Source organism: Erwinia billingiae Eb661 (assembly GCF_000196615.1).
GTDB lineage: Bacteria > Pseudomonadota > Gammaproteobacteria > Enterobacterales > Enterobacteriaceae > Erwinia > Erwinia billingiae.
The window spans coordinates 4984584-5010290 of record NC_014306.1 but is presented as its reverse complement, the minus strand read 5'-3'; the positions used below and the strand labels follow the sequence as shown (position 1 = coordinate 5010290).

The 25707-nt window shown below is 57.6% G+C and carries 27 protein-coding genes; 16 read left to right on the top strand and 11 right to left on the bottom strand.

The window, feature by feature from the left end:
* Positions 1-9 precede the first annotated feature (9 nt).
* From EBC_RS24240 to EBC_RS24215, 6 genes are read right to left on the bottom strand one after another with little or no spacing between them, the layout of a single operon-like run.
* Positions 10-885 (bottom strand): ABC transporter permease, encoded by an 876-nt coding sequence (locus EBC_RS24240; RefSeq protein WP_013204518.1) that lies wholly within the window; start codon positions 883-885, stop codon positions 10-12.
* 2 nt (positions 886-887) lie between these two features.
* Positions 888-1829: an ABC transporter permease gene (locus EBC_RS24235; RefSeq protein ID WP_013204517.1), complete on the bottom strand. Its 942-nt coding sequence runs from the start codon at positions 1827-1829 to the stop codon at positions 888-890.
* 14 nt (positions 1830-1843) lie between these two features.
* A complete protein-coding gene (locus tag EBC_RS24230) occupies positions 1844-3358 on the bottom strand; it encodes an ABC transporter substrate-binding protein (RefSeq protein ID WP_013204516.1) in 1515 nt (504 codons plus the stop codon).
* Positions 3355-4443: an ABC transporter ATP-binding protein gene (locus EBC_RS24225; RefSeq protein ID WP_013204515.1), complete on the bottom strand. Its 1089-nt coding sequence runs from the start codon at positions 4441-4443 to the stop codon at positions 3355-3357. Before EBC_RS24225 ends, EBC_RS24230 begins: the two co-directional genes overlap by 4 nt.
* Positions 4440-5444, bottom strand: coding sequence for an ABC transporter ATP-binding protein (locus EBC_RS24220; RefSeq protein ID WP_013204514.1), 1005 nt, complete (start codon positions 5442-5444; stop codon positions 4440-4442). Before EBC_RS24220 ends, EBC_RS24225 begins: the two co-directional genes overlap by 4 nt.
* Complete coding sequence (locus EBC_RS24215; RefSeq protein ID WP_013204513.1) at positions 5441-6160, bottom strand: FadR/GntR family transcriptional regulator; 720 nt, start codon at positions 6158-6160, stop codon at positions 5441-5443. The genes EBC_RS24220 and EBC_RS24215 overlap by 4 nt, the downstream gene beginning before the upstream one ends.
* Positions 6161-6672: 512 nt before the next feature.
* On the opposite strand from EBC_RS24215, the gene EBC_RS24210 reads away from it, so the two are divergent.
* Entirely contained in the window at positions 6673-6966 is a 294-nt protein-coding gene (locus EBC_RS24210) for an HTH-type transcriptional regulator (protein WP_013204512.1), read from the top strand.
* 47 nt (positions 6967-7013) lie between these two features.
* Here the strand turns inward: EBC_RS24210 and EBC_RS24205 are convergent, their stop codons facing one another.
* Entirely contained in the window at positions 7014-7529 is a 516-nt protein-coding gene (locus tag EBC_RS24205) for a type II toxin-antitoxin system YafO family toxin (protein ID WP_013204511.1), read from the bottom strand.
* Positions 7526-7780, bottom strand: coding sequence for a hypothetical protein (locus EBC_RS24200; protein WP_041692165.1), 255 nt, complete (start codon positions 7778-7780; stop codon positions 7526-7528). Before EBC_RS24200 ends, EBC_RS24205 begins: the two co-directional genes overlap by 4 nt.
* A gap of 232 nt (positions 7781-8012) precedes the next feature.
* On the opposite strand from EBC_RS24200, the gene EBC_RS24195 reads away from it, so the two are divergent.
* The gene (locus tag EBC_RS24195) at positions 8013-9065 is read left to right on the top strand and encodes an NAD(P)-dependent alcohol dehydrogenase (protein ID WP_013204509.1); all 1053 of its coding nucleotides are present in this window, start codon (positions 8013-8015) and stop codon (positions 9063-9065) included.
* 102 nt (positions 9066-9167) lie between these two features.
* Here EBC_RS24195 and glyS read toward each other — a convergent pair whose 3' ends face one another.
* Positions 9168-11237 (bottom strand): glycine--tRNA ligase subunit beta, encoded by a 2070-nt coding sequence (gene glyS, locus EBC_RS24190; RefSeq protein WP_013204508.1) that lies wholly within the window; start codon positions 11235-11237, stop codon positions 9168-9170.
* A 9-nt stretch (positions 11238-11246) separates the two neighbouring features.
* Complete coding sequence (gene glyQ, locus EBC_RS24185; RefSeq protein WP_013204507.1) at positions 11247-12161, bottom strand: glycine--tRNA ligase subunit alpha; 915 nt, start codon at positions 12159-12161, stop codon at positions 11247-11249.
* Between the two features lie 393 nt (positions 12162-12554).
* On the opposite strand from glyQ, the gene EBC_RS24180 reads away from it, so the two are divergent.
* From EBC_RS24180 to EBC_RS24120, 14 genes are all read left to right on the top strand, one after another.
* Positions 12555-12947, top strand: coding sequence for a Rid family detoxifying hydrolase (locus tag EBC_RS24180; protein WP_013204505.1), 393 nt, complete (start codon positions 12555-12557; stop codon positions 12945-12947).
* A gap of 16 nt (positions 12948-12963) precedes the next feature.
* The gene (locus EBC_RS24175) at positions 12964-13941 is read left to right on the top strand and encodes an NAD(P)-dependent oxidoreductase (RefSeq protein WP_013204504.1); all 978 of its coding nucleotides are present in this window, start codon (positions 12964-12966) and stop codon (positions 13939-13941) included.
* Positions 13942-14032: 91 nt separating this feature from the next.
* Complete coding sequence (locus EBC_RS24170; protein WP_013204503.1) at positions 14033-14917, top strand: transporter substrate-binding domain-containing protein; 885 nt, start codon at positions 14033-14035, stop codon at positions 14915-14917.
* Between the two features lie 87 nt (positions 14918-15004).
* Positions 15005-16528, top strand: a complete 1524-nt coding sequence (locus EBC_RS24165; protein WP_013204502.1) for an amino acid ABC transporter permease/ATP-binding protein — start codon at positions 15005-15007, stop codon at positions 16526-16528.
* Positions 16521-17585, top strand: a complete 1065-nt coding sequence (locus EBC_RS24160; RefSeq protein WP_013204501.1) for an alpha-hydroxy acid oxidase — start codon at positions 16521-16523, stop codon at positions 17583-17585. The genes EBC_RS24165 and EBC_RS24160 overlap by 8 nt, the downstream gene beginning before the upstream one ends.
* A complete protein-coding gene (locus tag EBC_RS24155; RefSeq protein WP_013204500.1) occupies positions 17585-18523 on the top strand; it encodes an ABC transporter substrate-binding protein in 939 nt (312 codons plus the stop codon). The genes EBC_RS24160 and EBC_RS24155 overlap by 1 nt, the downstream gene beginning before the upstream one ends.
* A gap of 13 nt (positions 18524-18536) precedes the next feature.
* Positions 18537-19913 carry a dihydroorotase gene (locus tag EBC_RS24150; RefSeq protein ID WP_013204499.1) on the top strand — a complete coding sequence of 459 codons (1377 nt, stop codon included), beginning with the start codon at positions 18537-18539 and terminating at the stop codon, positions 19911-19913.
* 14 nt (positions 19914-19927) lie between these two features.
* Positions 19928-20701 (top strand): GntR family transcriptional regulator, encoded by a 774-nt coding sequence (locus EBC_RS24145; protein ID WP_013204498.1) that lies wholly within the window; start codon positions 19928-19930, stop codon positions 20699-20701.
* Positions 20702-20744: 43 nt separating this feature from the next.
* Positions 20745-21860, top strand: coding sequence for a mandelate racemase/muconate lactonizing enzyme family protein (locus EBC_RS24140; RefSeq protein ID WP_013204497.1), 1116 nt, complete (start codon positions 20745-20747; stop codon positions 21858-21860).
* 407 nt (positions 21861-22267) lie between these two features.
* Positions 22268-23110 carry a DUF3289 family protein gene (locus EBC_RS24135; RefSeq protein WP_013204496.1) on the top strand — a complete coding sequence of 281 codons (843 nt, stop codon included), beginning with the start codon at positions 22268-22270 and terminating at the stop codon, positions 23108-23110.
* Positions 23110-23562: a DUF943 family protein gene (locus EBC_RS24130; protein WP_041692164.1), complete on the top strand. Its 453-nt coding sequence runs from the start codon at positions 23110-23112 to the stop codon at positions 23560-23562. Before EBC_RS24135 ends, EBC_RS24130 begins: the two co-directional genes overlap by 1 nt.
* Before the next feature lie 3 nt (positions 23563-23565).
* On the top strand, positions 23566-23706 hold the full coding sequence (locus EBC_RS26380) for a DUF3289 family protein (RefSeq protein ID WP_081461050.1): 141 nt from the start codon (positions 23566-23568) through the stop codon (positions 23704-23706).
* A complete protein-coding gene (locus EBC_RS24125; RefSeq protein WP_157868042.1) occupies positions 23703-24155 on the top strand; it encodes a DUF943 family protein in 453 nt (150 codons plus the stop codon). The genes EBC_RS26380 and EBC_RS24125 overlap by 4 nt, the downstream gene beginning before the upstream one ends.
* A gap of 20 nt (positions 24156-24175) precedes the next feature.
* Entirely contained in the window at positions 24176-24631 is a 456-nt protein-coding gene (locus tag EBC_RS24120) for an Hcp family type VI secretion system effector (protein ID WP_013204493.1), read from the top strand.
* A gap of 211 nt (positions 24632-24842) precedes the next feature.
* Here the strand turns inward: EBC_RS24120 and EBC_RS24115 are convergent, their stop codons facing one another.
* Positions 24843-25637 (bottom strand): AraC family transcriptional regulator, encoded by a 795-nt coding sequence (locus EBC_RS24115; RefSeq protein WP_013204492.1) that lies wholly within the window; start codon positions 25635-25637, stop codon positions 24843-24845.
* Positions 25638-25707 lie beyond the last annotated feature (70 nt).

Genomic DNA, 25707 nt, shown 5'->3' with positions numbered 1-25707 from the left:
CCTTAATGATTAATCGTTACGCGGATCGAGCGCATCGCGCAGTCCGTCGCCAAGCAGATTGAAGCCCTGCACGATAAGAAAAATGGCAAGGCCAGGGAAAATCGACATCCACGGAGCCTGCTCCAGGAAGCCTTTGGCGGTGTTCAGCATCGCGCCCCAGGACGGGTTAGGCGGCTGCTGACCGAGGCCAAGGAACGACAGGCTGGCTTCGGTAATAATGGCCGAGGCAATCGCCAGCGTCGCCTGCACCAGAATCGGCGACATCACGTTGGGCAACACATACCGCAGCACGATCCAGCGGTCCGGGAGCCCGATGGCGCGGGCGCCGTCGATATACTCTTCATTGCGGATCGCAATCACCTGGCCACGGGTCAGGCGGGCAAAAATCGGCATCGCCGACAGGCCAATCGCGATCATCGCATTGCCGAGGCTGGGGCCGAGAAATGCGCCCAGCGCGATGGCGAGGATCAGGAACGGACAGGCCAGCAGCGCTTCAATAAAGCGCGAAATCACCCCATCCCAGATCCCCTGCCAGTAACCGGCAATCAGTCCCAGCGGCACGCCAATCAGAATGGCGATCATCACCGAGATACAGCCCGCCAGCAGCGAGGTCCGCGCGCCCCAAATCAGGCGGGAGAGCAGATCGCGTCCCAGCTCGTCAGTGCCTAACCAGTGCAGGGCCGACGGGGCTTTGCGCACCGCCATAAAATCGGCTTTGGTCGGGTCAAAGGGCGCCAGCCAGGGCGCAAGCAGGGCGATCAGCACAAAGAAAATCACAATCACCGCGCCAATCACCGCGCTATTATTGCCGAGGAATTTCTTCAGCACGCGGTTGGTCGGTTTACGCAGCGCAGCGGCGCTGCCGGCAGCCAGAACTTCACTCATCGTCAGCCTCGCATTTTCGGGTTAATCAGCACGTAGAGCACGTCCGCCAGCAGGTTGAGCAGCAGAAAGCCTATCGCCACCACCAGCACCACGCCCTGAACCACGGCGTAATCCCGGTTGAACACCGCATCAACGATCATTTTGCCGAAGCCCGGCAGGGTGAATACCTGCTCGGTCAGCACCGCGCCGCCCAGCAGTTCGCCAAACAGCAGGGTGGTCAGGGTGATCACCGGCACCAGCGCATTGCGAAAGGCGTGCTTGAGGATCACTTTGTTGGGCAGCAGGCCTTTCGCTCGGGCGGTGCGGATATAATCCGCCTTCAGCACCGCAATCATCGAGGCGCGGGTGTGGCGCATCAGCGTCGCCGCCAGCCCGGTGCCCAGCACCAGCGCCGGTAGCAGCAGGGTTTTCAGGTTCTGCGACAGGCTCTCGCTGAGCGAGACATAGCCCGAGGCGGGCAGCCACTGAAGATGCACCGAAAACAGCAAAATCAGCAGGATGCCCAGCCAGAAGTGCGGCACCGAGATGCCCGAAAGCGCGACAAAGTTGGTGGTGTGATCAACCCAGCTGTTTTTGCGCACCGCGGCAATAATCCCCATGCTGATGCCGACCACCAGCGCCACAATCATCGCCAGCAGCGACAGCTCCAGCGTCACCGGCAGCTTGCTGGCAATCAGTGCGGTGACCGGCTCCTGGGTACGTAACGAGGTGCCGAGATCACCGCGCAGCGCATTGCCCAGCCAGTAGAGGTACTGCGTGGGCAGCGGATCGTTCAGGTGATACTGCTCGCGCAGTTGGGCAATCACCGCCGGATCGCGCTCTTCGCCCGCCATCGCCAGCACCGGGTCGCCCGGCAGCAGTTTCTGCAACGAGAACACCATAATGCTCACCAGGAACAGCGTCGGGATCGCCAGCAGCAGGCGTTTACAGATCAATTCCAGCATTGTCGCTCTCCGGCTTACGGGGCCATCTTCACGCCAGCCAGGCGTACCAGCCCGTCCGGCCAGGCCTTAAAGCCCTGCAGTTTCTTGTTCATGCCAAAAATGCGCGGCTCAAAGTAGAGATAGGCAATCGGCACATCGGTTTGTAGCTGCTTCACCACCTTGTCATACAGCGCCTGGCGGGTGGCCTGATCGTTGGTCTGGCGGGCTTCGGTCAGCCAGCTGTCCACCTGCGGATTACTGTAACGACCGTCGTTGAGGGTGCCTTTGCTGTTGATAAACGAGAAGATGCTGCCGTCCGGATCGGGACGACCCGACCAGCCAGACAGGCTGAGCTGATAGTCTCCGCGCTGCTGACGATCCAGCAGGGAAGCGAACTCGCTCATTTGCAGATTGACGTTAAAGCCCGCCTCGCTAACCATCGCCTGGATCACCTGACCGACCTGCTGAGAGGTGGGGTTATTGGTGACCAGCAGCGTGACGTTAACCGGCGTTTTCACGCCCGCGGCGGCCAGCAGGGCCCTGGCTTTTTCCACATCACGCGGGGCGATCGGCAGTTTGACGTGATAGGGACTGACCGGGGAAAACGCCTGATTGGCCGGGGTATATACGCCTTCAAACGCCACCTGATTTAGCGCATCGCGATCGATAGCCAGTGAGAAGGCTTCACGCACGCGGGCATCTTTGGCGAACGGGTTGGCCGGATCGACCTTGCCGTTGGCGATGTTAAAAGTAATGCCCTGATAGCCGAGGCCGGTGGTTTTGGCGAGGGCCAGCTTGCTGTCGGCTTCAACGGTCTTCACATCGCTGGCGGCGATGCCTTCGGTCAGATCGAGGTCGCCAGAGCGCAGGTTAGCCAGGCGCACCGAGTCATCCGGGATCGGCAGGAACACCACCTTATCGAAGTGGTAAGCGGCTTTATTCCAGTAATTTTCAAAACGCTTCAGCACGATACGGTCCTGCTGCACGCGGCTGACAAACTGATACGGGCCGGAACAGACCGGATGGGTGGCGAAGTCCGGTTTGGCGGCGGCTTTCGGGGCCAGCATCGCGCCGGCGCGGTCGGTCAGCTGGCTGAGCAGGGCGGCATCGGCGGTTTTCAGGTGGAAAATCACCTGGGACGGCGACGCCACTTCTACCGACTCAATCGAAGAGATTTCGCTCTTACGCAGCGATCCCGGCAGCGTCAGCGCGCGGTCGATATTGAATTTCACCGCGTCTGCATCAAACGTCTCGCCGTCCTGGAACGTCACGCCCTGACGCAGATTCATGGTCAGCGTTTTGCCGTCTTCGCTCCATTTCCAGTCGGTCGCCAGGCCTGGCACCACCTTCAGATTTTCATCGACGTCCACCAGACGGTCGCACATCGCCGCAAAGACAAAACGGCCGTAGTAGGTGCGGGCCAGATGCGGATCGAGCATATCCGGATCGGCGCCCAGGCCAATGCGCAGGGTGCTTTCTGCCTGAGCCTGCAGGCTGCCCAGCAGCATCAGGCCGCCAAAAGCGGTCAACAACGTGTGGCGTACTTTCATCGCGTCACTTCTCCAGAGGGGATTGAATGGTGTTTAACCGCTTGTTCAAACAGCGCACGACGCCGTAAAAAGGCGGAAGAAGGTGGAGCAATCGTGATTACGCTGCGGTCGCGGTTGATCTCCTGCCAGCGATGGCAGGCGATCTGGCGGCCGCCCGGTAAAACCTGGTGAATCGGCTCAACCAGCCGACACTCGTCGCTAACGTGCGGGCAACGGGTGTGAAAACGGCAGCCGGAGGGCGGATCGGCCGGATTGGGGAGATCGCCCTGCAGCATCGGGATCGGGCGACTGACGCCCGGCTGAAGCTGCGGTGCGGAGGCGATCAGCGCCTGGGTATAGGGATGCAGCGGCGCATCAAAAATCTCGTCCACCGTTGCCAGCTCCACAATCTGCCCGAGGTACATCACCGCCACGCGGTCGCTCATATGGCGGATCACCGCCAGGCCGTGCGCCACGATAATCATCGTCAGGCCGAACTGCTGCTTCAGGTTCTCCAGCAGATTGACCACCTGCGCCTGCACCGACACGTCCAGCGCGGAAACCGGCTCATCGCCCAGCAGCAGTTTGGGACCGGAAGCCAGCGCGCGGGCGATGCCGATACGCTGACGCTGGCCGCCGGAGAATTCGTGTGGATAGCGGCGGGACCAGGCCGCCGGCAGGCCGACCGTTTGCAGCAGATCGGCCACTTTTTCCTGACGTTGGCTGCTGGAGAGCGATTCATGCAGCCACAGCGGCTCGCCGACAATGCTTTCGACGTTCATGCGCGGATTGAGCGAGGCAAACGGGTCCTGGAAGATAATCTGCAGCTCGCGGCGCAGCTGATTCAGGCGCGCGCCGCTGGCCTGGGTAATGTCTTCGCCCTGATAAAACACCTTGCCCTGGGTCGGTGACAGCAGGCGTAGCAGCAGCCGGCCCAGCGTGGACTTGCCAGAGCCGGACTCGCCCACTACCGCCAGCGTCTCGCCTGGCATCACCTTCAGCGAAATACGATCGACGGCGGTGACCTGCGGATTGCGCTTAAACAGGCGCGATGGACCGGCAAAGGTTTTGCTCAGGTCGCTGCATTCCAGAATTGGCGTACTCATGCAATTTCTCCCAGCGTAATGTGCTGTTCCAGCGGCGCGCGGAAGCAGGCCACCTGATGACGGGGACCGAAGGCTTTCAGGCTGGGTTTATGCTGATGGCAGCGGGTTTCGGCAAAGGGACAGCGGGTGGCAAAGCGGCAGCCGGCCGGCATCTGTTCAGGCAGCGGCACGGTGCCCGGAATGGTCGCCAGCGCGGCACTGCGCGCGCCGAGGCTGGGGATCGAGCCCATCAGCCCGATGGTGTACGGATGCTGCGGATCGTTGAAAATTTCCTCCACGTCGCCGGTTTCCACCACCTGCCCGGCGTACATCACCGCCACGCGCTGCGCCACTTCCGCCACCACGCCGAGGTCGTGGGTGATCATCAGGACCGCGGTGCCGGTGTCGGCTTTCAGCGTGTTCAGCAGCGCGAGGATTTGCGCCTGAATGGTCACATCCAGCGCGGTGGTTGGTTCATCGGCAATCAGCAGCTTCGGGTGGTTAATCAGCGCCATGGCGATCATCACGCGCTGGCGCATGCCGCCGGAAAGCTGATGAGGCCAGGCTTTCAGCCGCATTTCCGGCGCGGGGATCTGCACCTTTTCCAGGATCTGTAACGCCACCTTCATCGCCTCACGCCGGTTGACGTTGCGGTGGCGCATCACCGCTTCACTCAGCTGATCGCCCAGGGTGAACGCCGGGTTCAGCGAGGTCATCGGCTCCTGAAAAATCATCGCGAGCTGGTTGCCGCGAATGTCGGCGTACTCTCGCGGGCTTAGGGTCAGCAGGTTCTGCTCGAGGAAGGACAGGCTGCCGTGCTTCACTTGGGCGCTGGCGGGTAACAGCCCCATTAACGCCAGCGAGGTGATGCTTTTGCCGCAGCCGGATTCGCCGACCAGCGCCAGGGTTTCACCGGCATGGACCTCAAGCGAAATATTGTCCAGCACGCTGACCGGCGAGCCGGTGAACTGCACGTTGAGCTGGGAGACGGCCAGTACCGGGGAAGGTTGTTCAGGGCTCATGGTTGCTCCTCGTCGCCGCTGCTGATGGCTTCAATCAGCGCCTGTTGCAGGGCCAGCAGGTGCTCGCGCATCGCCGCTGCCGCTTCACGCGGCTGACGGGCGGCAATGTGCTGCACCAGGCGTTGATGATGGTCGTCATAGTTGTTGAGGCGATCCTGGGTGCGGGCCAGCTCGCGCAGATGCTGCCAGCTGGGCTCGCGGCGCACCGCATCAATGGCATCAAACAGGCCGAGCATCAGCCGGTTCCCCGCCGCTTCCGCGATGGCGCGGTGAAAGGCGCTGTCCCACAGTTCATGCTGATCGCCGTCGCCGAGCGTGATGCTCTGCATTCTTTCCAGCAGGCGTTTCAGCAGCGCAATCTGTTCATGGGTCGCCCGCAGCGCTGCCATCCGCGCCAGGCCCGGCTCCAGCTGCACGCGCGCCTCCATCACCTCCAGCAGATTGGATTGCTGCGGCAGATCCTGTAGCACCAGCGGCTGCACCGGCGCGGCCGGGCCAACAAAGGTGCCTTTACCCTGTTTGCGCCAGATCCGGCCTTCTTCTTCCAGCACATCCAGCGCCCGGCGAATTTCCCGGCGGCCGACGACAAAGCGTTCTGCCAGCTCGCGTTCGGTGGGTAGCGGCAGGTCAGGTTGCGCCTCGTGCTGTTGCAGCAGCTGGCGAAGCTTTTCCAGCGCGGAGCTGGAGTTAACGGCGGTTTCTGGCGTGTCACCCATAATTGGTTCGCTTGTTTACTCATCAGAAAAAGGGCGGTTATCGGCGCTTACCATCACAATTGGTGATAGTTTGCACAGTCTCTCTTTCTTTAAAGTAGGCAAGAACCGAACCAATTTTTTATTGGTTCATTAATTTGTGAGCCACGTCGCGCTAATTGATTGAAATTGGGAGGATTTAAACATGGCGCAGATTTTTGTTCCGGCGGCGAAACGCCGGGCAGAGTCAAAGCCGTTAACATTTACCGACCACTAATGCGGCCATCTGCGCTGCGATGGTGCAGCTTTGTTCCGTTTCGGCGCAGCCAAAAGCAAGAGTGAAATATAGTCTAAAAATATGACGTAAATCCCAGGATTTGATCTAATACTTATGATCCTGGCGTTTCCCTGCGCTGTCTCTCTGAGCAACCTCTCTGAGCCACCCCAGCGGCTGTTGTAGCCAGCATTCTGAACCTGAGAATCAGGTTCTTTACCCTCTGGCCGTTCACATTTGTGATTTTTATGAGGAGAGAATTATGGAATTGAAAGACCCAATGGGAGAGTTGTTATCAAGCCTCGAACATATTGTCTTAACGCGTGAAGTTATCCAGGCCGCTCCCGCATTAAAGGGTGAAGTATCGATACCCGAACCAAAACGCATCAGGGAAATCACCGGCATGGAAATTGACGAATTTGCCCTGGCATTGGGCGTGAGCGTTTCATCGGTTAAGAGTTGGGAAGCCAAGCGGACGAAACCGTCGCGCAGCGCTCAAAAGTTGATGCAGTTGATACAATTTAATCCCTGTCTCAGCAGAGAACTGCTGGGATAATCCGAAAAACCCGCCATCTGGCGGGTTTTGTGTTTCTGGGGGTTGGGTTATTTTTTCCAGATATGGACAGACCAGATAGAATCCTGAGCTGCAACCGAGAGGGGTTTGACGCGCATATCACAAAACCAGTTATCCGCCGTTTCCATGAACCCTTCCATAAGATCATTTGACTGCGTTTGGTAATGAGCGTCATGGAGGAGTGCCATCACCAAAGCATCCCTGTTGCTGTTGACTGCGTAAATCAGGTAGGTGTTACTGGTTGCGGTGCGCGGGATTTTTTGAAGATTCCATTTGGCTTCAGAACCATTTTGTCCAAATAGAGTTGTAAAGATAGCTGGCCTGACATGCGCTTTTCGAATTGAGCAAGCCAGAATACCAGGGGCTGGATGATAAGGGCGGGTGAAATGGCTATCCTTGCCAAAACTCAAATGGAAACCGGGGGTTGACCAGTATATTTTGAAGTCCTTTAATGCTGTCTCTAACTCATGCTTTCCCTGGTTTCTTTCACACTCCATCAGGTACTCATAGTTGCCGCTGACATATACATCTCCCTTTAGCATCATGCCCGCTTAAATCCTCTCTTACGTTTATCTTTGTTTTCGTACAAATCGACAAACTGCTGAGAAATTTCCATCGCGCGTTCTTCAGAGATGCCATGACCCGAAGTCACGGGAACACGGACCACCACTCTGGTTGCACTAGCGTAAGCACGTTTTAGTGCACGCGCTTTCCTGTGACGGAGGACTTCGTTGGGCCTTCCCAACGTGGTGCGTTCGAGCACACTTTCCGCAGTCATAAATTTCATATCGGCCATATTTAGCCTCCTGTTACCACTTGCCTACTAATCATACAATCTTATCACAGATAAAATCCAGCGAACTTCCGGCATGGATGACGGAGTTAACGGCAGAATAATTGTTCGGCTAATGGAAAATGACAAATCCGTGTATGAATGCGAGTCAGATATTCCAATTTACACTTCCGCCTTGCCCTCACCGCCGCATTTCACTACTCTACGCCGCTTTGCAAAACAAGGCGCATCCCCCATGCAGGTATATGGTCTGGCAGCAACGTCTGCGACAACTCCCCTCGAACCTTTTGAATTTCAACGCCGTGAGCTGCAGGCTGGCGATGTGCATATCGATATCCACTACTGTGGCGTGTGCCACTCTGACCTGCATATGGCGCGCAATGAGTGGGGCGTCAGCCAGTTCCCGTTAGTGCCGGGTCATGAAATCGTGGGTCGCGTGATCGGCACCGGCAAGGACGTCACCGCGTTTAAGGCCGGCGATCTGGTGGGTGTCGGCGTGATGGTCGATTCCTGCGGACATTGCTCACAGTGCCATCAGGGCGAAGAGCAGTACTGCGAAGCCGGCTTCACCGCAACCTATAACGCGGACGAGAAAACCATCGGCGGCAAAACCTTCGGTGGCTACTCCGAAAGCATCGTGGTCGACGGCAAATTTGTGGTTAACGTTCCGGAAAATCTGCCGCTGAATGCGGTTGCGCCGCTGCTGTGCGCGGGCGTCACCACCTGGTCACCGCTGAAACACTGGAACGTGCAGCCTGGCCAGCGCGTTGGCGTGATCGGTCTGGGTGGCCTGGGCCATATGGCGGTGAAACTGGCGAGCGCGCTGGGCGCGGAAGTGGTGCTGTTTACCACCTCACCCGCCAAAGGTGCCGATGCGCTGCGTCTGGGTGCCAGTAAAGTGGTGGTGTCGAAAGACGCCGCGCAGATGGCGGCCGAAGCCAACAGCCTCGATATGATTCTGGATTGCGTTGCCGCGCCGCACGATCTGGATATGTATCTGCATACGCTGAAGACCAACGGTCATCTGGTGTTGGTGGGCATCCCGGACGCGCCGCACCCGTCGCCAAACGTCACGCCGATTGTTTTCAAGCGCCTGAGCATTTCCGGCACCTCAATCGGCAGCATTCAGGAAACGCAGCAGATGCTGGATTTCTGTGGTGAGCACAACATCGTCTCCGATGTGGAAGTGATTACTTTGGATCAGGTGGAAATGGCGTTTGAGCGGATGCTGAAAGGGGATGTGAAGTACCGCTTCGTGATCGATATGAAAGCCTCTAAACGCAGCTAACGTCGGCGATAACGCGACTAAAGCGATCAAAAAGGGCGGGAATTATCCCGCCCTTTTTATATGTACCAGTGGATGCAAACAACCCACCCGCTGATTTCACGCTTACTGCAGCAGCGAAATGTCCGCAACCTGCAGGAACAGCTCACGCAGTTTGGCCAGCAGCGTCAGGCGGTTAATCCGTACTTCACGCTCTTCGGCATTCACCATCACTTTCTCGAAGAAGTTGTCGACAGCGGTGCGCAGCTGAGCCAGCTCAATTAACGCATCCTGATAACGGCCTTCTGCAAAGTAAGGCTGCAGTTTGCTGGTCAGCGCGGAGACGTATGTCGCCAGCTGGATCTCTTCGTTCTCTTTCAGCAGGGACGCCGACACGCTGTCATTCAGCGGCTCGGTAGCCTTGGCGAGAATGTTGGAGACGCGCTTGTTCGCCGCCGCCAGCGTGGCAGCCTCTTCCAGCGTACGGAAGTGCGACACCGCCTTCATACGGGCGTTGAAGTCTGCCGGACGGGTTGGGCGACGCGCCAGTACGGCCTGGATGGTATCCACGCTGTGGCCTTCTTCCTGATACCAGGTGCGGAAACGACCCAGCATAAAGTCGATCACTTCGTCGACCACCTTGCCGTTGCTGAGCTTGCTGCCATACAGACGCACGGCTTCTTCGGTCAGCGTTTGCAGATCCAGCGGCAGGTTCTTCTCGACGATAATACGCAGCACGCCCAGCGCGGCACGGCGCAGTGCGAACGGGTCTTTATCGCCTTTCGGATGTTGGCCGATGCCGAAAATACCGGCCAGCGTATCCATTTTGTCGGCGATAGCCAGCGCGCAGGCAACCGGGTTGGAGGGCAGATCGTCACCGGCAAAACGCGGCTGATACTGCTCGTTCAGCGCCACCGCCACGTCTTCTGCTTCGCCATCGTGACGCGCATAGTGCATGCCCATCACGCCCTGGGTGTCGGTGAACTCGAAGACCATGTTGGTCATCAGATCACACTTGGACAGCAGGCCAGCACGGGTCGCATGGTTAACATCCGCACCGATCTGTCCGGCAATCCAGCCTGCCAGCGCCTGAATACGGTCGGTTTTGTCACGCAGCGTACCCAGCTCTTTCTGGAACAGCACGGTTTCCAGACGCGGCAGGTTATCTTCCAGACGCTTTTTACGGTCTGAGTTGAAGAAGAACTCGGCATCGGCCAGACGCGGACGCACCACCTTCTCGTTTCCGGAGATAATCTGCTGCGGATCTTTCGACACGATATTGGTGACGAAGATAAAGTTTGGCAGCAGTTTGCCCGCGGTATCGTAGACCGGGAAGTACTTCTGATCGCCCTTCATGGTGTAGACCAGCGCTTCGGCCGGCACCGCGAGGAATTTCTCTTCGAACTTCGCGGTCAGCACCACCGGCCATTCGACCAGCGAGGTGACTTCTTCCAGCAGGCTGTCGCTTAAATCTGCCACGCCGCCGATTTCGCGGGCGGCCGCTTCAGCATCGGCTTTAATCTGCGCTTTACGCACTTCATAGTCCGCCTGCACCTTGCCGCGCTCCAGCAGGATCTGCGGGTACTGGTCAGCATTATCGATGGTGAATTCAGGCTCGCCCATAAAGCGGTGACCACGGATGGTGCGGCCAGACGCCACGCCAAGAATGGTCGCCGGCAGACTTTCGTCGCCCAGCAGCAGCGTCACGGTGTGAACCGGACGGACAAACTGCACGTCGGAATCGCCCCAGCGCATCAGTTTCGGGATCGGCAGTTTTGCCAGTGAGGTGCTGACCATCGCCGGCAGCAGCGACTGGGCGCTTTCGCCGGTCACCTGGGCGCGATACAGCAGCCATTCGCCTTTGTCGGTGCTCAGACGCTCGGCCTGGTCGACCGTGATGCCGCAACCCCGAGCCCAGCCTTCGGCGGCTTTGGTGGCCACGCCGTTGGCGTCAAACGCAGCGGCAATCGCCGGGCCGCGTTTTTCAACTTCACGATCGGGCTGTGCGGCGCTCAGGTTGGCGACTTTCAGCGCCAGGCGGCGCGGCGCGGCATACCAGCTCACTGCGCCGTGGGTCAGGCCCGCGGTGTCCAGCTCGGCGGTGAAGTGGGCAGCAAAGGATTCAGCAAGATTACGCAGTGCCTTTGGTGGCAGCTCTTCGGTGCCGATCTCCACCAGAAAAGTTTTCTCAGTCATGGCGGCCTCTTATTTTTTCTTGTTATTGCACATCGGGAAGCCAAGCGCCTCGCGAGACGCATAGTAGGCTTCAGCCACGGCTTTGGTCAGGGTGCGAATGCGCAGAATGTAGCGCTGACGCTCGGTGACGGAAATGGCTTTACGCGCATCAAGCAGGTTGAAGGTGTGGCCCGCTTTCAGAATGCGTTCGTAGGCCGGCAGCGGCAGAGGTTTCTCCAGCGCCAGCAGGCTTTGTGCCTCTTTCTCGTACTGCTCGAAGCAGGTAAACAGGAAGTCGACGTCGGCGTATTCGAAGTTGTAGGTGGACTGCTCCACTTCGTTCTGATGGAACACGTCGCCGTACGTGGTGGTGCCCAGCGGGCCGTCGCTCCAGACCAGATCGTAAACGCTGTCCACGCCCTGGATATACATTGCCAGACGCTCCAGACCGTAGGTGATCTCACCGGTGACCGGCTTGCACTCCATGCCGCCAACCTGCTGGAAGTAGGTGAACTGCGTCACTTCCATGCCGTTCAGCCACACTTCCCAGCCCAGGCCCCATGCGCCCAGCGTTGGGTTCTCCCAGTTATCTTCCACGAAACGGATATCGTGAATGGTCGGGTCCATGCCCAACTCTTTCAGCGAGCCCAGGTACAGCTCCTGAATGTTGTCCGGTGAAGGCTTGATGATCACCTGGAACTGGTAGTAGTGCTGCAGACGGTTCGGGTTCTCGCCGTAGCGTCCATCGGTTGGACGGCGTGACGGCTGAACGTAGGCGGCCGCAATCGGCTCAGGGCCTAACGCACGCAGGCAGGTCATGGGGTGAGAGGTGCCGGCGCCGACTTCCATGTCCAGTGGTTGAACAATGGTGCAGCCCTGGCGAGCCCAGTAATCCTGTAAGGTCAGGATCAGTCCCTGAAAGGTTTTAGTATCAAACTTTTGCATGTTGGATCCGCACGCGATACGAGAGGTTATAAAAAGTGGGCGTCAGTATACCCTTTGACCGCCAGAGTGTCAGCCCGCTGTAACGGGCAATAGCCAGACAGCGCCTCAACAGCCTGGCAGATCGGCGCATTCTGCTGCTGATTACCCCGCCAGGCGCTATCATCAGAAAATCGTATACGTTCTGTCCAGCCGCTTTTTTCGCCGTCAACAGAGAACGGGCGATAATCCCTAAGCAAATGATTTAACACCCCTTTAATTCGAAATCCCACGCACTTTGTCGACCGCGATCACCATACCAGCGTAGCAAAACTGACCGGTTGGTGAAAATTCGCGCGTTGACTTTCGTCTAATCGTATACGAATTTGGCTGCATCAACCGCACGATGAGACGCATATGAAAAAGGCTATTTGCTACCCAGGTATGAATCCGGAAGACCGTCCGATGGGCCCCGCGCCGCTGTCGGCTGCGGTACTGCATGAACCGATGCTGTTCATTTCCGGCCAGGTGGCGATTGACCCCTACACCGCGACCATCGTCGGCAACACCATTCAGGAACAGACCCACCAGGTGCTTAAAAACGTCGGTGACCTGCTGAGCCAGGCTGACATGACCTTCGACAACGTGGTTCGCGTCACCATTTTCCTCACCGACCTGTCGCTGTTCTCGCAGCTGAATGACGTCTACGCCGGCTACTTCACCTTCCCGTTCCCGGCCCGTGCCACGGTCGGCATCCAGCTCAACCACCCGGATTTACTGGTTGAGATGGAAGTGACGGCAATGCGCTGAGACGCGGGAGAACAGCATGCATATTCACATTGAAAACGACCCGGCCGGCCCTGACGCGCTGCAACTGCCGCAGGCCGTGCTGATGCAACGTCTGGAAGCCAACCCGGCGTTGCGCGGACGCTTTACGCTGAGTGAAAACAGCGATCCGCAGCGGATCGCCGACTTTTTAACGGCGGCCGATATCGTCTGGGCCGGCCGCAAATTCCCGCTGTATCAGCATCTGTCATCCGCCTCAACGCTCGGCTGGGTGCAGGTGATGTCGGCGGGCGTGGAGAGCTGGCTGGAGAAGTGGCCAGACGCGGTGCAGCTCACCAACGCTTCCGGGGTGCATGGCGACAAAGGTGCGGAGTTTATTCTGATGTCGGCGCTGATGTTCAACTACGGCATTCCCGGCTTTCTGCAGGATCAGGCCGGTCAGCAGTGGCGTCCGACTTTCGGCGGCTGCGCGCGCGGTAAAAAAGTGCTGCTGCTTGGGCTGGGCGGCATCGGCTCAGCCGCCGCAGCGTTACTGACCCGTCAGGGCTATCAGGTAACGGGCGTGACCCGCAGCGGAGAGACCACCGCTGACGTTGCGCGCTGTATCCGCATCGCCGACGTGGATGCCGAACTGGCCGATACCGATGTGCTGGTCTCCACGCTGCCGCTGACGCCTGCCACCGACGGGCTGTTCAGCCGTCAACGCCTGGCGACATTACCGGCGCGTGCCGGGGTGATCGTCGTCGGTCGGGCCAGGGTTTTTGACTACGACGCCCTCAGCGACATGCTGACCGCCGGGCAACTGGCCGGTGCCGTACTGGATGTGTTTAACGAGGAGCCGCTGCCGCAAGGCGACGCGCTCTGGCAGTGCCCGCGGCTGATCATCACGCCGCATTGCAGTCTGGACGACCACGGCGCCTATCTCGACGGTTGCCTGACGTTGTTCGAGCAGAACCTCGAACGGTACCTGGCCAAAGAGCCGCTTATAAACCGGGTGAGTAAAGAGAACGGTTATTGATCTTACGCCAACACCAACAAACGCAGTCGAACGTGATTCATTTCTTGCAGGTCATCGCTTCCACACATACCAGCACCAGGGGAATCTTTTCATGAAATTAGCACGCATCGCTTTGTTCGTATCCGGTCTGACCGGCGCACTGGTCTCTCTCTCCGCGCAGGCTGCGGACCCGGTTACACCTTCCGCCGACGCGTTCGGTGCGATGGCGCAGTGTAAAACGCTGCAAACCAAATATCCTTCGCTGGTTGGCAAGGACGTGGTGGTGGGTCTGGGCGGCTACACCAAAGGCTTCGAAGCGCCATCTGCGGCCGATCCAACGGTGATTGAAGGTCTGGACCCGTCGCTGTTCGATCGCATCGGCGGCTGCCTGGGCTTCAAGCACACCTATCAGAACGGTTCGTTCAACGTGCTGCTGACCTCGATCTCCAGCGGCCGTGCCGATATCGGCCCGATGCTGTACGTCACCCCTGAACGTCTGAAGCAGATTGCGTTTGTGGCATCGGTACAGGTGCAGGACGGTTCGATCGTCGCCAAAGGCAACCCGAAGAACATCCTCTCTGCCGATGACCTGTGCGGCAAAACCGTCGCGGCGGCGGCCGGCACTTACGAAGCCACCAAGCTGGTGCCGGAGCAGACGGCAAAATGCAAAGCGGCCGGTAAGCCGGAAGTGGGCATGCTGATGGTGCAAAACACCGATAACAGCATTCAGGCGATCAAAAGCGGCCGTGCGGATATCTACCTGACCGAAGCGGGCTCCGCGCGTGAAATTGCCAAGGCCGACCCAGGCTTCGACACCGCCTTCACCGTCGACCTGCCAATCATGGTCGGTTTCCCAATCGCCAAAGACAACACCGTGATGCGTCATGCGGTGCTGGATGCGATGAAAGTGATCCAGGAGAGCGGCGCGCAGAAAAAACTGCTGGATTACTGGGGCCAGGGCGCCAGCGCACAGCGTATCGCCGTCGATAAAGGGTAAGCCGTAAGGTCAGTGAACGACCGGCCCTGCGGCGAACGCTGCTGCAGGGCCGGGGTAAGGTAAGCGTCCGACAGCGGGAGAAAGCGCGTGGATGATTTTCTGAAGTATTTAACCCTGCCGTATCTGTGGCAGGGTGCCGTTATCGCGCTGGAATTGCTGGTGGGTGCGCTGGCAGGTGGGGTGATTATTGGGTTCTTTCTGGCGCTGGCCAGCACCTCCCGCCACTGGATTATCCGTTTTCCTGTGCAGGTCTATATCTATATTTTGCGTGGCACGCCGGTCCTGTTACAGCTGATCCTGCTGTACAACGTGTTACCGCAGTTTGGCCTGCGCTTCAGCCCTTTCCTCAGTGCCTTACTGGCATTGATGATCAACGAAACCGCCTTCTGCGCGGAAATTATCCGTGGCGGCATTCTTGCCACCGATCGCAATCAGCGCACCGCCGCGCAGGCTTTTGGCTATTCGCGGACCAAAGAGATGATCCATGTGGTTATCCCGCAGGCGCTGCGTGCCATTCTGCCAACCATGGGCAACGAAGCGGTGGGCCTGTTGAAATCCACCTCGCTGGCCTCGGTGGTCGGCGTGAACGAGCTGACCATGCGTGGGCAGACCATCGTTTCCCAGAACTTCCTGTTTATTCCGGTGCTGGTGGCGTCAGGCGGCATCTATATGATCCTCTCCTCGCTGCTGGCCGGCGGCCAGTGGTGGCTTGAGCGTCACTACAACCTTGAAGACCGCGCCCGCCGTGCCCGACTGCGTCTGGAGAGATTGCCGATGCCGGTGGAGGCCGACGTGGTCGCGCTGCCGAAACAGCGCTGGGACACCAACAAAGCCGCCACGGTGCTGGAAATCGACAACCTGTGCGTGGAGTACGGCAGCAAGCCGGTGTTGAAGGATCTGTCGCTGCATATTCGCCGTGGCGAAGTGGTGGTGCTGCTGGGCCGCTCCGGTTCCGGTAAAAGTACGCTGCTGAAATCGATTCTGGCGCTGACGCCACGCTCCAGCGGCAAAATTGCCACCGAAGGCCACATCATGGGCTACGACGAAAGCGGCCGCGCGCTGCCGGAACGTCTGCTGCCGATGAACCGCGCCCGTTCCGGCATCGGCATCGTCTTCCAGCATTTTGCCCTGTTTGACCATCTGACCGCGCTGGATAACGCCATGAGCATTCCGCTGCGGGTGCAGGGCGTGCAGGAAGAGCTGGCGCGCGCTAAGGGCTTACGTGCGCTGCGGGCGGTGGGTCTGGGTGACTTCGTTGCCAACCTGCCGCACGAGCTGTCCGGTGGCCAGCAGCAGCGCGTCGGCATCGCCCGTGCACTCGCCGCCGAGCCGCGTATTCTGCTGTTTGATGAGCCAACCTCGGCACTGGATCCGGAGCTGGTGCGTGAAGTTAACCAGACCATCCGTAATCTGGCGCAAACCGGCATCACCATGATTATCAGTACCCATGACGTGGCCTTCGCCGCCAGCGTGGCGGATCGCGTGGTGTTCCTGCAGGGAGGCCAGCTGATTGAGCAGGGCCCGCCATCGATTCTGCAGCAGCCGGAAACCGACGCATTTGCCACCTTCCTGAAACACGAACAGGACCATCAGGAGAGTCACCATGCCTGATTCAGCCAACGGGCTGCCCTTCCAGCAGGAGACCCGCCAGCGTCTGGGCGAGCCGCTGTACCGCTATATGATGGGCCAGCCGGCGGATGCGCTGCTGGATGCTGGTGACGTCAACAGTCAGGACCTGCAACGCTATCGCCTGCTGCCCCGCGTGATGCGCGCCAACACAGGCATTAACACCCAGATTGAATTTGCCGGACAGCGTTGGGCCGCGCCGCTTGGCGTCGGCGCGTTTGCCGGTGACGCGATTTTTCACCCCGAAGGGCTGCTGCCGATTGCCCGTTCCTGTAAGCGTCTGCAGCTGCCGCTGGCCATCTCTGAGGAGACGGTCACGCCGCTGAACGAGATTTGTGCGGTGTATGACGGCTGCTGGCTGCAACTGCGTGCGGCGGGCGATCTCGCGCGCATTGCCGGGTTGATCGCCCATGCCGCCGAATGCGGCGCAAAGGGCATTATTCTGACAGTGCTGGCACCGGTTCATCCGGTTGCCGGCCTGCAGCCCGGCGGATTTTCGATTGGCGAGGCGCTATTACAGCGCGGCATGAAAACCATTGGTTCCACCGGACCTGGCGTGCAGGCGTTGCCGGCTTTCCCGTGCTGGGGCTGGGACGAACTCCGCCAGGCGTGCGAAATGGCGGCCAGGCATCAGCTGCCGCTGCTGGTAAAAGGCATTCTGCATCCTGACGATGCGGTTGCGGCGCAGAACGTCGGCTGTCAGGGCATCATTGCCTCCAATATCGGCCTGCGCCAGAGTTCGCGCTGGGCCACGCCGGTGCAACAGCTGGCCGCATTGCGTCAGCAGTATCACGGCGATCTGGTACTGGATGGCGGCGTGCGCAGCGGCACCGATGCGGTGGTCGCCGCCTGCCTGGGCGCGTCATTATCGCTGGTGGTCCGTCCGGTGATAAGCGCGCTGGTTGCCGGTGGCGAAGAGGCGGTATTTGGCCTGTTGTCGGGCTGGGTGAATGAAATCACCGCCCTCAGCCACTGGTGCGGCGTCAGCGAAATCCGCGAGCTGAACCCGTCGTTTCTTACCTCTGCCGGAGAACCCGTCTGATGACGATGCTTTTAACGCTTAACCAGGGCGACCGCAGCGAATCCCGCATTTATTACTGCGCGCAGTATCTGGCCGACAGCCTCGGCCTGTTTGCAAAGCACGGCCTTCGCGTCAACTTCACCACCGCAGAATCCGGCGGTCACACCGTGCAGGGTGGCCAGGTGCCGGCGGTGATCGCGGGTGAGGCCGATCTGACCATTGGCGGCCCGATGGTGATGATGAAAAATTATCAGGAAAACGGCCCGGAGCTGCTGTGCTTTGCTGCTGCGGTGTCTGCCAACCCATGGTTCCTCGCGGCCGGCACTGCGGACGGCGGGTTTAGCCTGCAAAGCCTGCGCGGCAAGCGGGTGATTGATGTCGGCAACGTCGGCACGGCGACTCTGAGCTTCACCAGGCTGCTGCGTCAGCACCAGCTTGAAAACGAGGTTGAGCTGATTGCCGGCAGCGGCGACGAAGCGGCCGATATGGCTGCCGTCAGCCGTGGCGAAGCCGATTACGCCTTGCATTCGATGCACGCGCTGGCACCTTATATTGCGCGTGGCGAGCTGCACAGCATCGCCAGCCTGGCACCGCTGTGCGGCGATATTCCGTGGAGTGCCTATATTGCGCGGCGTGACGTGCTGGCCGCCAAACATGCGGCATTCGTTGCCTTTACGGCGGCGATGAACGCCGCGCAGCAGTGGTTGCAGCAGCACAGCGCGCAGGCGCTGGCGGCGCATGTTCAGCCCTGGTATGCCGATTACCCTGAAGCGGCGCTGGTCACCGGACTGGATGCCTATCTGCAGGCGAAGGTCTTTGCGGCGTCTCCGCTGATGATGCAGGACGATTTCGACCGCTTTGCGCGGCTGCTGACCGACGCCGGCTGGCTGAGCCCGGCAATCCCGGTTCCTTTTGCCGCGCTGGTGGACGTGTCCCTCGCCGCCAGCGTGAAACCTTAACAGGAGAAACGGCATGAAGACGTTGATTATTAATGGCCTGGTGGTACTGGAAAGCGGCGAAGTGCAGGCCGATCTGCTGATCGACCAGGGCAAAATCGCCGGGATCCTCGCGCGCGGCACCACGCTGCCGCAGGCCGACGAGATTATTGATGCCGCCGGGCTGGTGATCCTGCCGGGCGCGATTGATGTGCATACCCATTTCACCGGTTCGCACGACTTCCCCGAGCAGGAGCTTAGGGAAGGGACGCGCGGTGCCGCCGCGCACGGCGTGACCACCATTGTCGAAATGCCGCACTCGCTGCCGCCGGCGACCAGCACCAAAAACTTCATCTCCAAGCGCGAGATGCTGGCCCGCAGCTGCTCGGTGGATTTCGCCATGTGGGCCGGGCTGGACGGCAACAACGTCAGCCAGCTGGCGGAGCTGGACGCGCTGGGTGCGGTGGCTTTTAAGGCCTTTCTGTGCAGCGGCGCGGTGAACGGTGAGGCGACCGATGAGAAAGGGCTACCGCGTCTGAACGACGACGGCCTGCTGCGCGCGATGCGCGAACTGAAAACCTTTGATGGCCTGATTGGCGTCCATGCCGAGAACCACGACATTCTGATCGGCGCAGGCAGCGAACTGCGCCAGGCCGGACGCAAAGATACCCGCGCCCACGCGCTGGCCGGCCCGGAAATCGCCGAGATTGAAGCGGTTGGTCGCGTGTTGCAGATTGCCAAAGCCACTGGCGCACGGGCGCATATCGTCCACGTCAGCTCGGCCAAAGCCGCGCAGCTGATTGCCGATTCCCGCCCGGCCGTCCGCGCGACCTTCGAAACCTGCCCGCACTACTTAATGCTGGATGAAGAAGATCTGGTGCGCATCGGTCCCAACGCCCGCTGCGGGCCGCCCATCCGCCCGCGTCCGGTGGTGGATGCGCTGTGGCAGGTGCTGCAAAGTGGCGAAATTGACGTGCTGGCCTCCGATCACTGTCCGTATACCCCGGAACAGAAGCAGGCCGGGCTGGAGACCATCTGGGATGCCGGCATGGGCCTGACCGGCGTGGAAACGCTGGGCCCGATGTTCTTTAGCGAAGGGCACCTTAAGCGCGGCGTGTCGTTGCAGGACATCGCCCGCATGACCGCCACCGGCCCGGCAAAAGCCTTCCATCTTTATCCACAGAAGGGCGCTATCGCGCTGGGCTTTGATGCTGACCTGGCCTTTTACGATCCGGCTTCCAGCTGGACGGTGGAAGGAGCGAACTTCCAGGGCCTCGGCAAGTGGAGCGCCTTTGAAGGCATGACCTGCCAGGGCAAGGTGGTCCGCACGATAATCCGTGGCGTGACGGTCTTCAGCGAGGGCGAAATGCAGGTGGAACCCGGTTTCGGCCAGTTCCAGACCCGTACCCATTAATTCAGGACAGTGCTATGGCCGCAAAATCCGCGACCCCCGCGCGTAAAACGGGAAAACAGGTCAACGCGCCTTTGCTCGACGAAGAGAATATTGACGACAGCTGGGCACCCGCCAGGCCACGTACCTTAGTGGATCACGCGGTGGATGCCATTCTTTCGGCCGCCTCACGGGGATTATTGCTGCCGGGCGACCGGGTGTCCGAGCCGGACCTGGTCACCCGTCTGGGCATGAGCCGGGTGCCGATCCGCGAGGCGCTGCGGATTCTGGAAAGCCAGGGGATTGTCTCCAGCGAGCCGTATAAAGGCATCCGCCTGATGGAGATTTCGCATCAGCGGCTGGAGCAGATTATCGACGTGCGCATTCCGCTCGAAACGCTGGCCTGCCGCCGGGCGATTGAAGCGGGGCGCAACGGCCCCCGCGAGATCCGCATTCTCAATCAGAGCGTGGAAGAGCTGGTGCTGATGCAGCAGCGCGAGGACGTGTACGGCTTTGCCTCCGCCGATACCGCCTTTCACCGCACGCTGTGCAGCTTTGCGATGAACCCGGTGCTGAGCAACCTGTGGGAGTCCATCGCCCGCCAGCTGACGGTGATTTTCGGCCTGTCGACCATGGGCAAATCGATGGCGGCGATTATCGGGGAGCATCAGCGTCTGGTGGATGTGTTTGCCGAAGGCGATATCCGCAAAATGGCGGACGAAATTGAACAACATATTCGCGTGCAGTCACTGGACGTGGATTACGAAAAAATCATTGCGGAACGCCGCAAATTGCTTTCTCAGGCAGAGTAACGCCGCCTTTGCTTCACTATTTTGCCACCAGGAAACCGACTTGATGAAAATTACCGACGTAGAAGCCTTTTACCTGCGACTGCCGAACATTGAAAAGCGCACCGACAGTTCGCAGGATGCGCTGCTGATCAAAATCTCCACCGATGCCGGTTATGTCGGCTGGGGCGAAGTGGACGGCAGCCCGTACGTAACCAAAGCAATTATTGATGCGCCGTATTCCCACACCATGGTCACCGGCCTGAAGTCGCTGCTGATTGGCGAGAACCCGCTGGACACTAAGCGCCTGTGGACCAAGATGCACAAGGCGACCATCTATTACGGCCGCAACGGTGCGGTGATCCAGGCGATGGCCGGCATTGATATCGCGCTGTGGGATATCAAAGGCAAGGCGCTGGATAAACCGATTGTCGATTTGCTGGGCGGCGCGATGCGCGACAAAATGCGCGTCTATTCTTCCAATATGTTCCAGTACAGCATTGATGACACCGTGGCCCGCGCCCGTCATGCGGTGGATACCGGCCACACCGGCGTGAAATTTGGCTGGGAACCTTTTGGTGAGAATGAAGCGCTGGACATGCGCTACCTTGACGCACTTCGCCATGCAATTGGCGACGATGTCGACCTGATGCTCGACGTCGGCCACGCATGGGATGCCAAAACCACCATTCGTCGTGCCGAGCGTTTCGATCCGTTCAACCTGTTCTGGATTGAAGAGCCGCTGCACCCGGATAACTTTGCCGGTTACGGCCAGGTTTCCGCCGCCTGTACGCAGCATATTGCGGCCGGCGAGCAGGAGTGTTCGGTCAGCGGCTTCCAGCGTCTGATTGATGAAGGCGGCATTGATATCGTGCAGATCGACCTGACCCGCACCGGCTTTACCCAGGCGATTGAAATCGCCAACTATGCCCACAGCCGGGGCCGCAAGGTGTGTAACCATAACTTCACCACCGACATCAACACCGCCGCCTCGCTGCACTTCCTCTGCGCCATCGAGAATGCGCTGGTGATGGAATATTGCGTTGAGCCGGGTGAAATCAGCCGCTCGCTGGCTAAGAACCCGGTGCGCATTGAAGACGGTTACGCCTGGCTGCCGTCAGAGCCTGGCCTGGGCGTCGAGCCGCGCGAAGACATTATCGAGAAGTTTTTGGTGCGTGATTAACGGCGGACTGACCTGGCCTGGTTTCATCGGACGGGTTTACTTGCAGGCAATTGGGCACGAACTTTTTTACCTCAAGCCGCTTGATCGCGGCTTTTTTATTTAAATATAAACCAAACTAAAAATTTAATAATAAAGACAATCCCGATACCGGTTAATCGAATCAGTAATGGAGAATCATAACAGGGATGCCACGGAAAGTCGGTGTTGCTTGATGATGAAGGGGAAAATATAAATTAAGATTAGCGGATCTATTAACGCCTTCTGCTAATGCCCTCTAAATTAACTTGCTGTTTTGTGGGTTTATCACTTTTCTGCATGATTAATCTGACGTAAAGTTTCGTTATTCGCCCCTGATAAAAATCCTGTCTGAATAAAATAGGGATTTACCGTTACAAGGAGTAACGCAGATGACGATGGCCCGTTTCCCGCAGACTATCTTCTCCACGCAGCGCCCGTTCGACGATTACGGCACCGATGATATGCGGTGCGGCGACATCACCGAATCACGCCTGAAAGACGAGTTTACCCTCAGCACCATCTCTAACGTCGTTGACCCTTACACGCTGACACGACTGACGGCCTTCAATAACCCGCAATCGCGCTTTGCCGGCGTCTATGGCGATAAAAGGGCGGGGAAAGTCAGTGTCGAGGAGTGTGCGAGACTGCTGTTTGATGAACTTCAGGTCACATCGCTGCCTTTTTCCATATATGGCCCCTATAGAAATCTGATCAATCAAATGTTCAGCCATATGCAAACGGCGAACGGCGCACCGTTCCGAGATTTGCAGCTGGACAGGGGATATCGTGAACAGATCCTGAATGATGACTCTGAAAAAAGCACTCGATTGGGAATCCAACAGGTCATTAACGATAACGTCAATTTTGATAAAGAAGGTTTTCCACAGAAGGAAATCATCACTATCACCGATAGTGTCAGTGATAAGGTATTACCGAAGTTCGACTCATTAGTTTTTGATAAAATTAATGGATTGGGAATCACTGTTCATGATGTCTATGCTACGCATATCGAGATTATCAGTCTGGATATCCGGGGAAATCGCTGGAGAGCAAAAGTTAAGTATACCGGGCAGGATCACTTTGGCCTGGACGTAAATGACATCAGTAAGCAAAGATTCCATCAGTTTCACTTTTTTAGGATCTGGTTCGTTTTACAGAGATTTAACCGGTTTGGATTCAGTCCATTTATGACAAATATGGAAGCAACTATCGATATACAAGGAAGCAGGTAGTGAAAAAACTGTTTATCACATTGGCCATATTGGTGTTTATGGCATCAGGTGTCTATTTTTATTTAAATGGCCGGGAAGTTAAGGTTATTGATGTGCATCTTACACCGTATTCGGTAGTAATAATTGTTAATCATCTGCCTCTTTCCACTTCGACCAGTATTGATTGGTGGTTGAAAAATAAATCCGCTAATTACTCAAAGTATAAAATACTCCCCAGCGATGCGGGTGGGCCAGAATCTATAACATTCTTTGCTTTTGGTGAGGGGTATCAGGAATTAGGCCAAGAGGACCGGCTATGTTTCGCTGATATGAAACCACCTCAAAACTGCATCGATAAAGGCATTCTCATGCAGGTCAGTCGCACCCGAGATGGCGACACGCAGTTCAGACGCCACGGGAATACTTATCTTATGACGCAAGATGGAAAAATCACCGAAGTCAGCAAGGATTAGCTTTTGGACATCAGTAAGCCAAAATTTCATCAGTTGCAGTTTTTGAGGATCGGGTTTGTCCTGCAACGTTCTAGCCCATTTAGATTTCGTCTCTTTATGACCCATATAGAAGCGACAACAGATATTGATGGAGGCGTTAAGTGAAAAAGTTAATGATCAGTGTGTTCTTGTTGGTGCTGACTGCCACAGGCGTATATATCTATCTAGATTTCCGAAGCGTAAAAGTGATCGATGCACATCAAAATACCACTCATGCAGAAATCCTTGTTGATCGTCTTCCGGTTTCAACCTCCGCCAGTATTGACTGGTGGATGAAAAATAAATCCGCTATTTACTCAAAGTATAAAATACTCCCCAGCGATGCCGGGGGACCAAGATACATAACGATCTTTGGTTTTGGTGAGGGGTATCAGGAATTAGGCCGGGAGGACAGGTTATGCTTCGCTGACATGAAACCACCTAAAAACTGCATCGATAAAGATATTTTGATGCTTATTAATCGTACCCGCACTGGCGACACGCAGTTCAGACGTCACCGGAATACGTATCTTATGACACAGGGTGGAAAAATCACCGAAGTCAGCAAGGATTAGCTCAGAAGAGGGTTCAGGGAATGAGTAATTTGTTTATCAAGGTCGACAACATAAATGGCGAGTCTCAGGACGCTGACCACAAGGGCTGGACCGATATCCACTCTTACAGCTGGGGCGTAAACCGGGTTCAGGCCGGTAAGGGAGGCGCCAACCATCTCAATCTGATTGCCCAGGCGTCAATGGATAAATCCACCCCGGCGATGTTTCTGCACGCATCGAATGGCCATAAAATTAGCAAAGTACAACTCTCGGCCTGCAAGGCGGGCGGTACCGCACTGGAATATTATCGCATCACGCTGGAGAACGTTTTTATTGCCGGTGTTTCCTTCAGTGACGGCGGTGACCAAGCCCGGATGCAATATGCTTTTCAGGCCGAGACGGTAAAAGTGCAGTACTGGGAACAGAGTGCCTTCGGCGGTAAAGGCGCCGAAGCCAGGGCCGGCTGGGATATAAAAAATAACACCTCCGCTTTTTGACCAGAAGGAGAAACCTTCCAGGTAGACGTGATGGAGGCTATGGCCAGTTCTCCACTCTTCTTTCTGTTCGCAGGCGGTGGGGTGGGCAGTTGTGTTTGATGGCTACTAAGAGGGGTTTATTGATGCGCGGGGCTTTCAACTATGAAGGTCCGTTTTGAGCGAACAGCCGACGCTGGCGTTCTTTGTAAAATCCGGTTTGTGTCGGGTTGCATTAGTTTAGGGACATAAAATATTGCGTCGGTGATTTACCCAACGCTTTTCTGAACATCGTAATAAACGCGCTTACCGAATCATATCCCAGCGTTCCGGCTACGCGCTGCACGGACTGACCTTCAGCCAGATGGCTCAGGGCAATCATCAAATGCAGCTGCTGACGCCAGCGACCAAAGCTCATTCCTGTCGCCTCTTTTATCAGCCTGGCCAGCGATCGTTCGCTGGTGACCAGATGTGCAGCCCACTGCTTTAATGTTCGCCGGTCATCAGGCTCATTAAAAAGTGCCTCAGCCATATTCCGGATTTTAGGATGGTCGGATACAGGCAGGTGGAGCGCTTTAACCGGCACATCCGGTATATGTTCCAGCAGCACTGCTGCCAGCCTCGCGTTTTTACTGTCAGGCGAATAAGCATGTTCCTGCTCTGCCAGGAACAGAACGAGCTCGCGGACCAGAGAAGTAATAGCAAGGGTACAGCAGGCTTCCGGCATCGCTGCCGCGCCGGGTTCGATAAACAGAAAGCAGGTATCCGCATTCTTCGTGACCCGGCAGTTGTGTGGGGTTTCACCCGGAACCCAGACAGCATGTCCCGGTGGAACAAGCCACAGCGCATCCTGAACCTCACAACTCACTGCACCACGTAAAGAGATAATAAGTTGTCCCTTACGGTGAGCATGCGGACTCTGCCCTGCATACTCGCCTGACGATGATACATGCAGCGCGATAGCAGCCTGACTGAAAGCATCGGCATTAAACTCATCCGGTGAGGTCACCGGTTTTTTATTAACTGGCATGATTTAGTTATATGTTGTCAGGTTATCTATATTCTGTAACTCATGCGTCCTTTAAAGTCTTTCTTTTTAC

What these genes read in the sequence shown, in the direction of transcription:
- EBC_RS24120 (WP_013204493.1), top strand. Translation starts at nt 24,176, where the DNA reads ATGAGTAATTTGTTTATCAAGGTCGACAACATAAATGGCGAGTCTCAG.
- EBC_RS24205 (WP_013204511.1), bottom strand. Translation starts at nt 7,529, where the DNA reads ATGATGCTAAAGGGAGATGTATATGTCAGCGGCAACTATGAGTACCTG.
- EBC_RS24160 (WP_013204501.1), top strand. Translation starts at nt 16,521, where the DNA reads ATGCCTGATTCAGCCAACGGGCTGCCCTTCCAGCAGGAGACCCGCCAG.
- EBC_RS24175 (WP_013204504.1), top strand. Translation starts at nt 12,964, where the DNA reads ATGCATATTCACATTGAAAACGACCCGGCCGGCCCTGACGCGCTGCAA.
- EBC_RS24195 (WP_013204509.1), top strand. Translation starts at nt 8,013, where the DNA reads ATGCAGGTATATGGTCTGGCAGCAACGTCTGCGACAACTCCCCTCGAA.
- EBC_RS24200 (WP_041692165.1), bottom strand. Translation starts at nt 7,780, where the DNA reads ATGGCCGATATGAAATTTATGACTGCGGAAAGTGTGCTCGAACGCACC.
- EBC_RS24215 (WP_013204513.1), bottom strand. Translation starts at nt 6,160, where the DNA reads ATGGGTGACACGCCAGAAACCGCCGTTAACTCCAGCTCCGCGCTGGAA.
- EBC_RS24220 (WP_013204514.1), bottom strand. Translation starts at nt 5,444, where the DNA reads ATGAGCCCTGAACAACCTTCCCCGGTACTGGCCGTCTCCCAGCTCAAC.
- EBC_RS24155 (WP_013204500.1), top strand. Translation starts at nt 17,585, where the DNA reads ATGACGATGCTTTTAACGCTTAACCAGGGCGACCGCAGCGAATCCCGC.
- EBC_RS24240 (WP_013204518.1), bottom strand. Translation starts at nt 885, where the DNA reads ATGAGTGAAGTTCTGGCTGCCGGCAGCGCCGCTGCGCTGCGTAAACCG.
- EBC_RS24145 (WP_013204498.1), top strand. Translation starts at nt 19,928, where the DNA reads ATGGCCGCAAAATCCGCGACCCCCGCGCGTAAAACGGGAAAACAGGTC.
- EBC_RS24150 (WP_013204499.1), top strand. Translation starts at nt 18,537, where the DNA reads ATGAAGACGTTGATTATTAATGGCCTGGTGGTACTGGAAAGCGGCGAA.
- EBC_RS24235 (WP_013204517.1), bottom strand. Translation starts at nt 1,829, where the DNA reads ATGCTGGAATTGATCTGTAAACGCCTGCTGCTGGCGATCCCGACGCTG.
- EBC_RS24135 (WP_013204496.1), top strand. Translation starts at nt 22,268, where the DNA reads ATGACGATGGCCCGTTTCCCGCAGACTATCTTCTCCACGCAGCGCCCG.
- glyQ (WP_013204507.1), bottom strand. Translation starts at nt 12,161, where the DNA reads ATGCAAAAGTTTGATACTAAAACCTTTCAGGGACTGATCCTGACCTTA.
- EBC_RS24225 (WP_013204515.1), bottom strand. Translation starts at nt 4,443, where the DNA reads ATGAGTACGCCAATTCTGGAATGCAGCGACCTGAGCAAAACCTTTGCC.
- glyS (WP_013204508.1), bottom strand. Translation starts at nt 11,237, where the DNA reads ATGACTGAGAAAACTTTTCTGGTGGAGATCGGCACCGAAGAGCTGCCA.
- EBC_RS24140 (WP_013204497.1), top strand. Translation starts at nt 20,745, where the DNA reads ATGAAAATTACCGACGTAGAAGCCTTTTACCTGCGACTGCCGAACATT.
- EBC_RS24230 (WP_013204516.1), bottom strand. Translation starts at nt 3,358, where the DNA reads ATGAAAGTACGCCACACGTTGTTGACCGCTTTTGGCGGCCTGATGCTG.
- EBC_RS24115 (WP_013204492.1), bottom strand. Translation starts at nt 25,637, where the DNA reads ATGCCAGTTAATAAAAAACCGGTGACCTCACCGGATGAGTTTAATGCC.
- EBC_RS24180 (WP_013204505.1), top strand. Translation starts at nt 12,555, where the DNA reads ATGAAAAAGGCTATTTGCTACCCAGGTATGAATCCGGAAGACCGTCCG.
- EBC_RS24210 (WP_013204512.1), top strand. Translation starts at nt 6,673, where the DNA reads ATGGAATTGAAAGACCCAATGGGAGAGTTGTTATCAAGCCTCGAACAT.
- EBC_RS24170 (WP_013204503.1), top strand. Translation starts at nt 14,033, where the DNA reads ATGAAATTAGCACGCATCGCTTTGTTCGTATCCGGTCTGACCGGCGCA.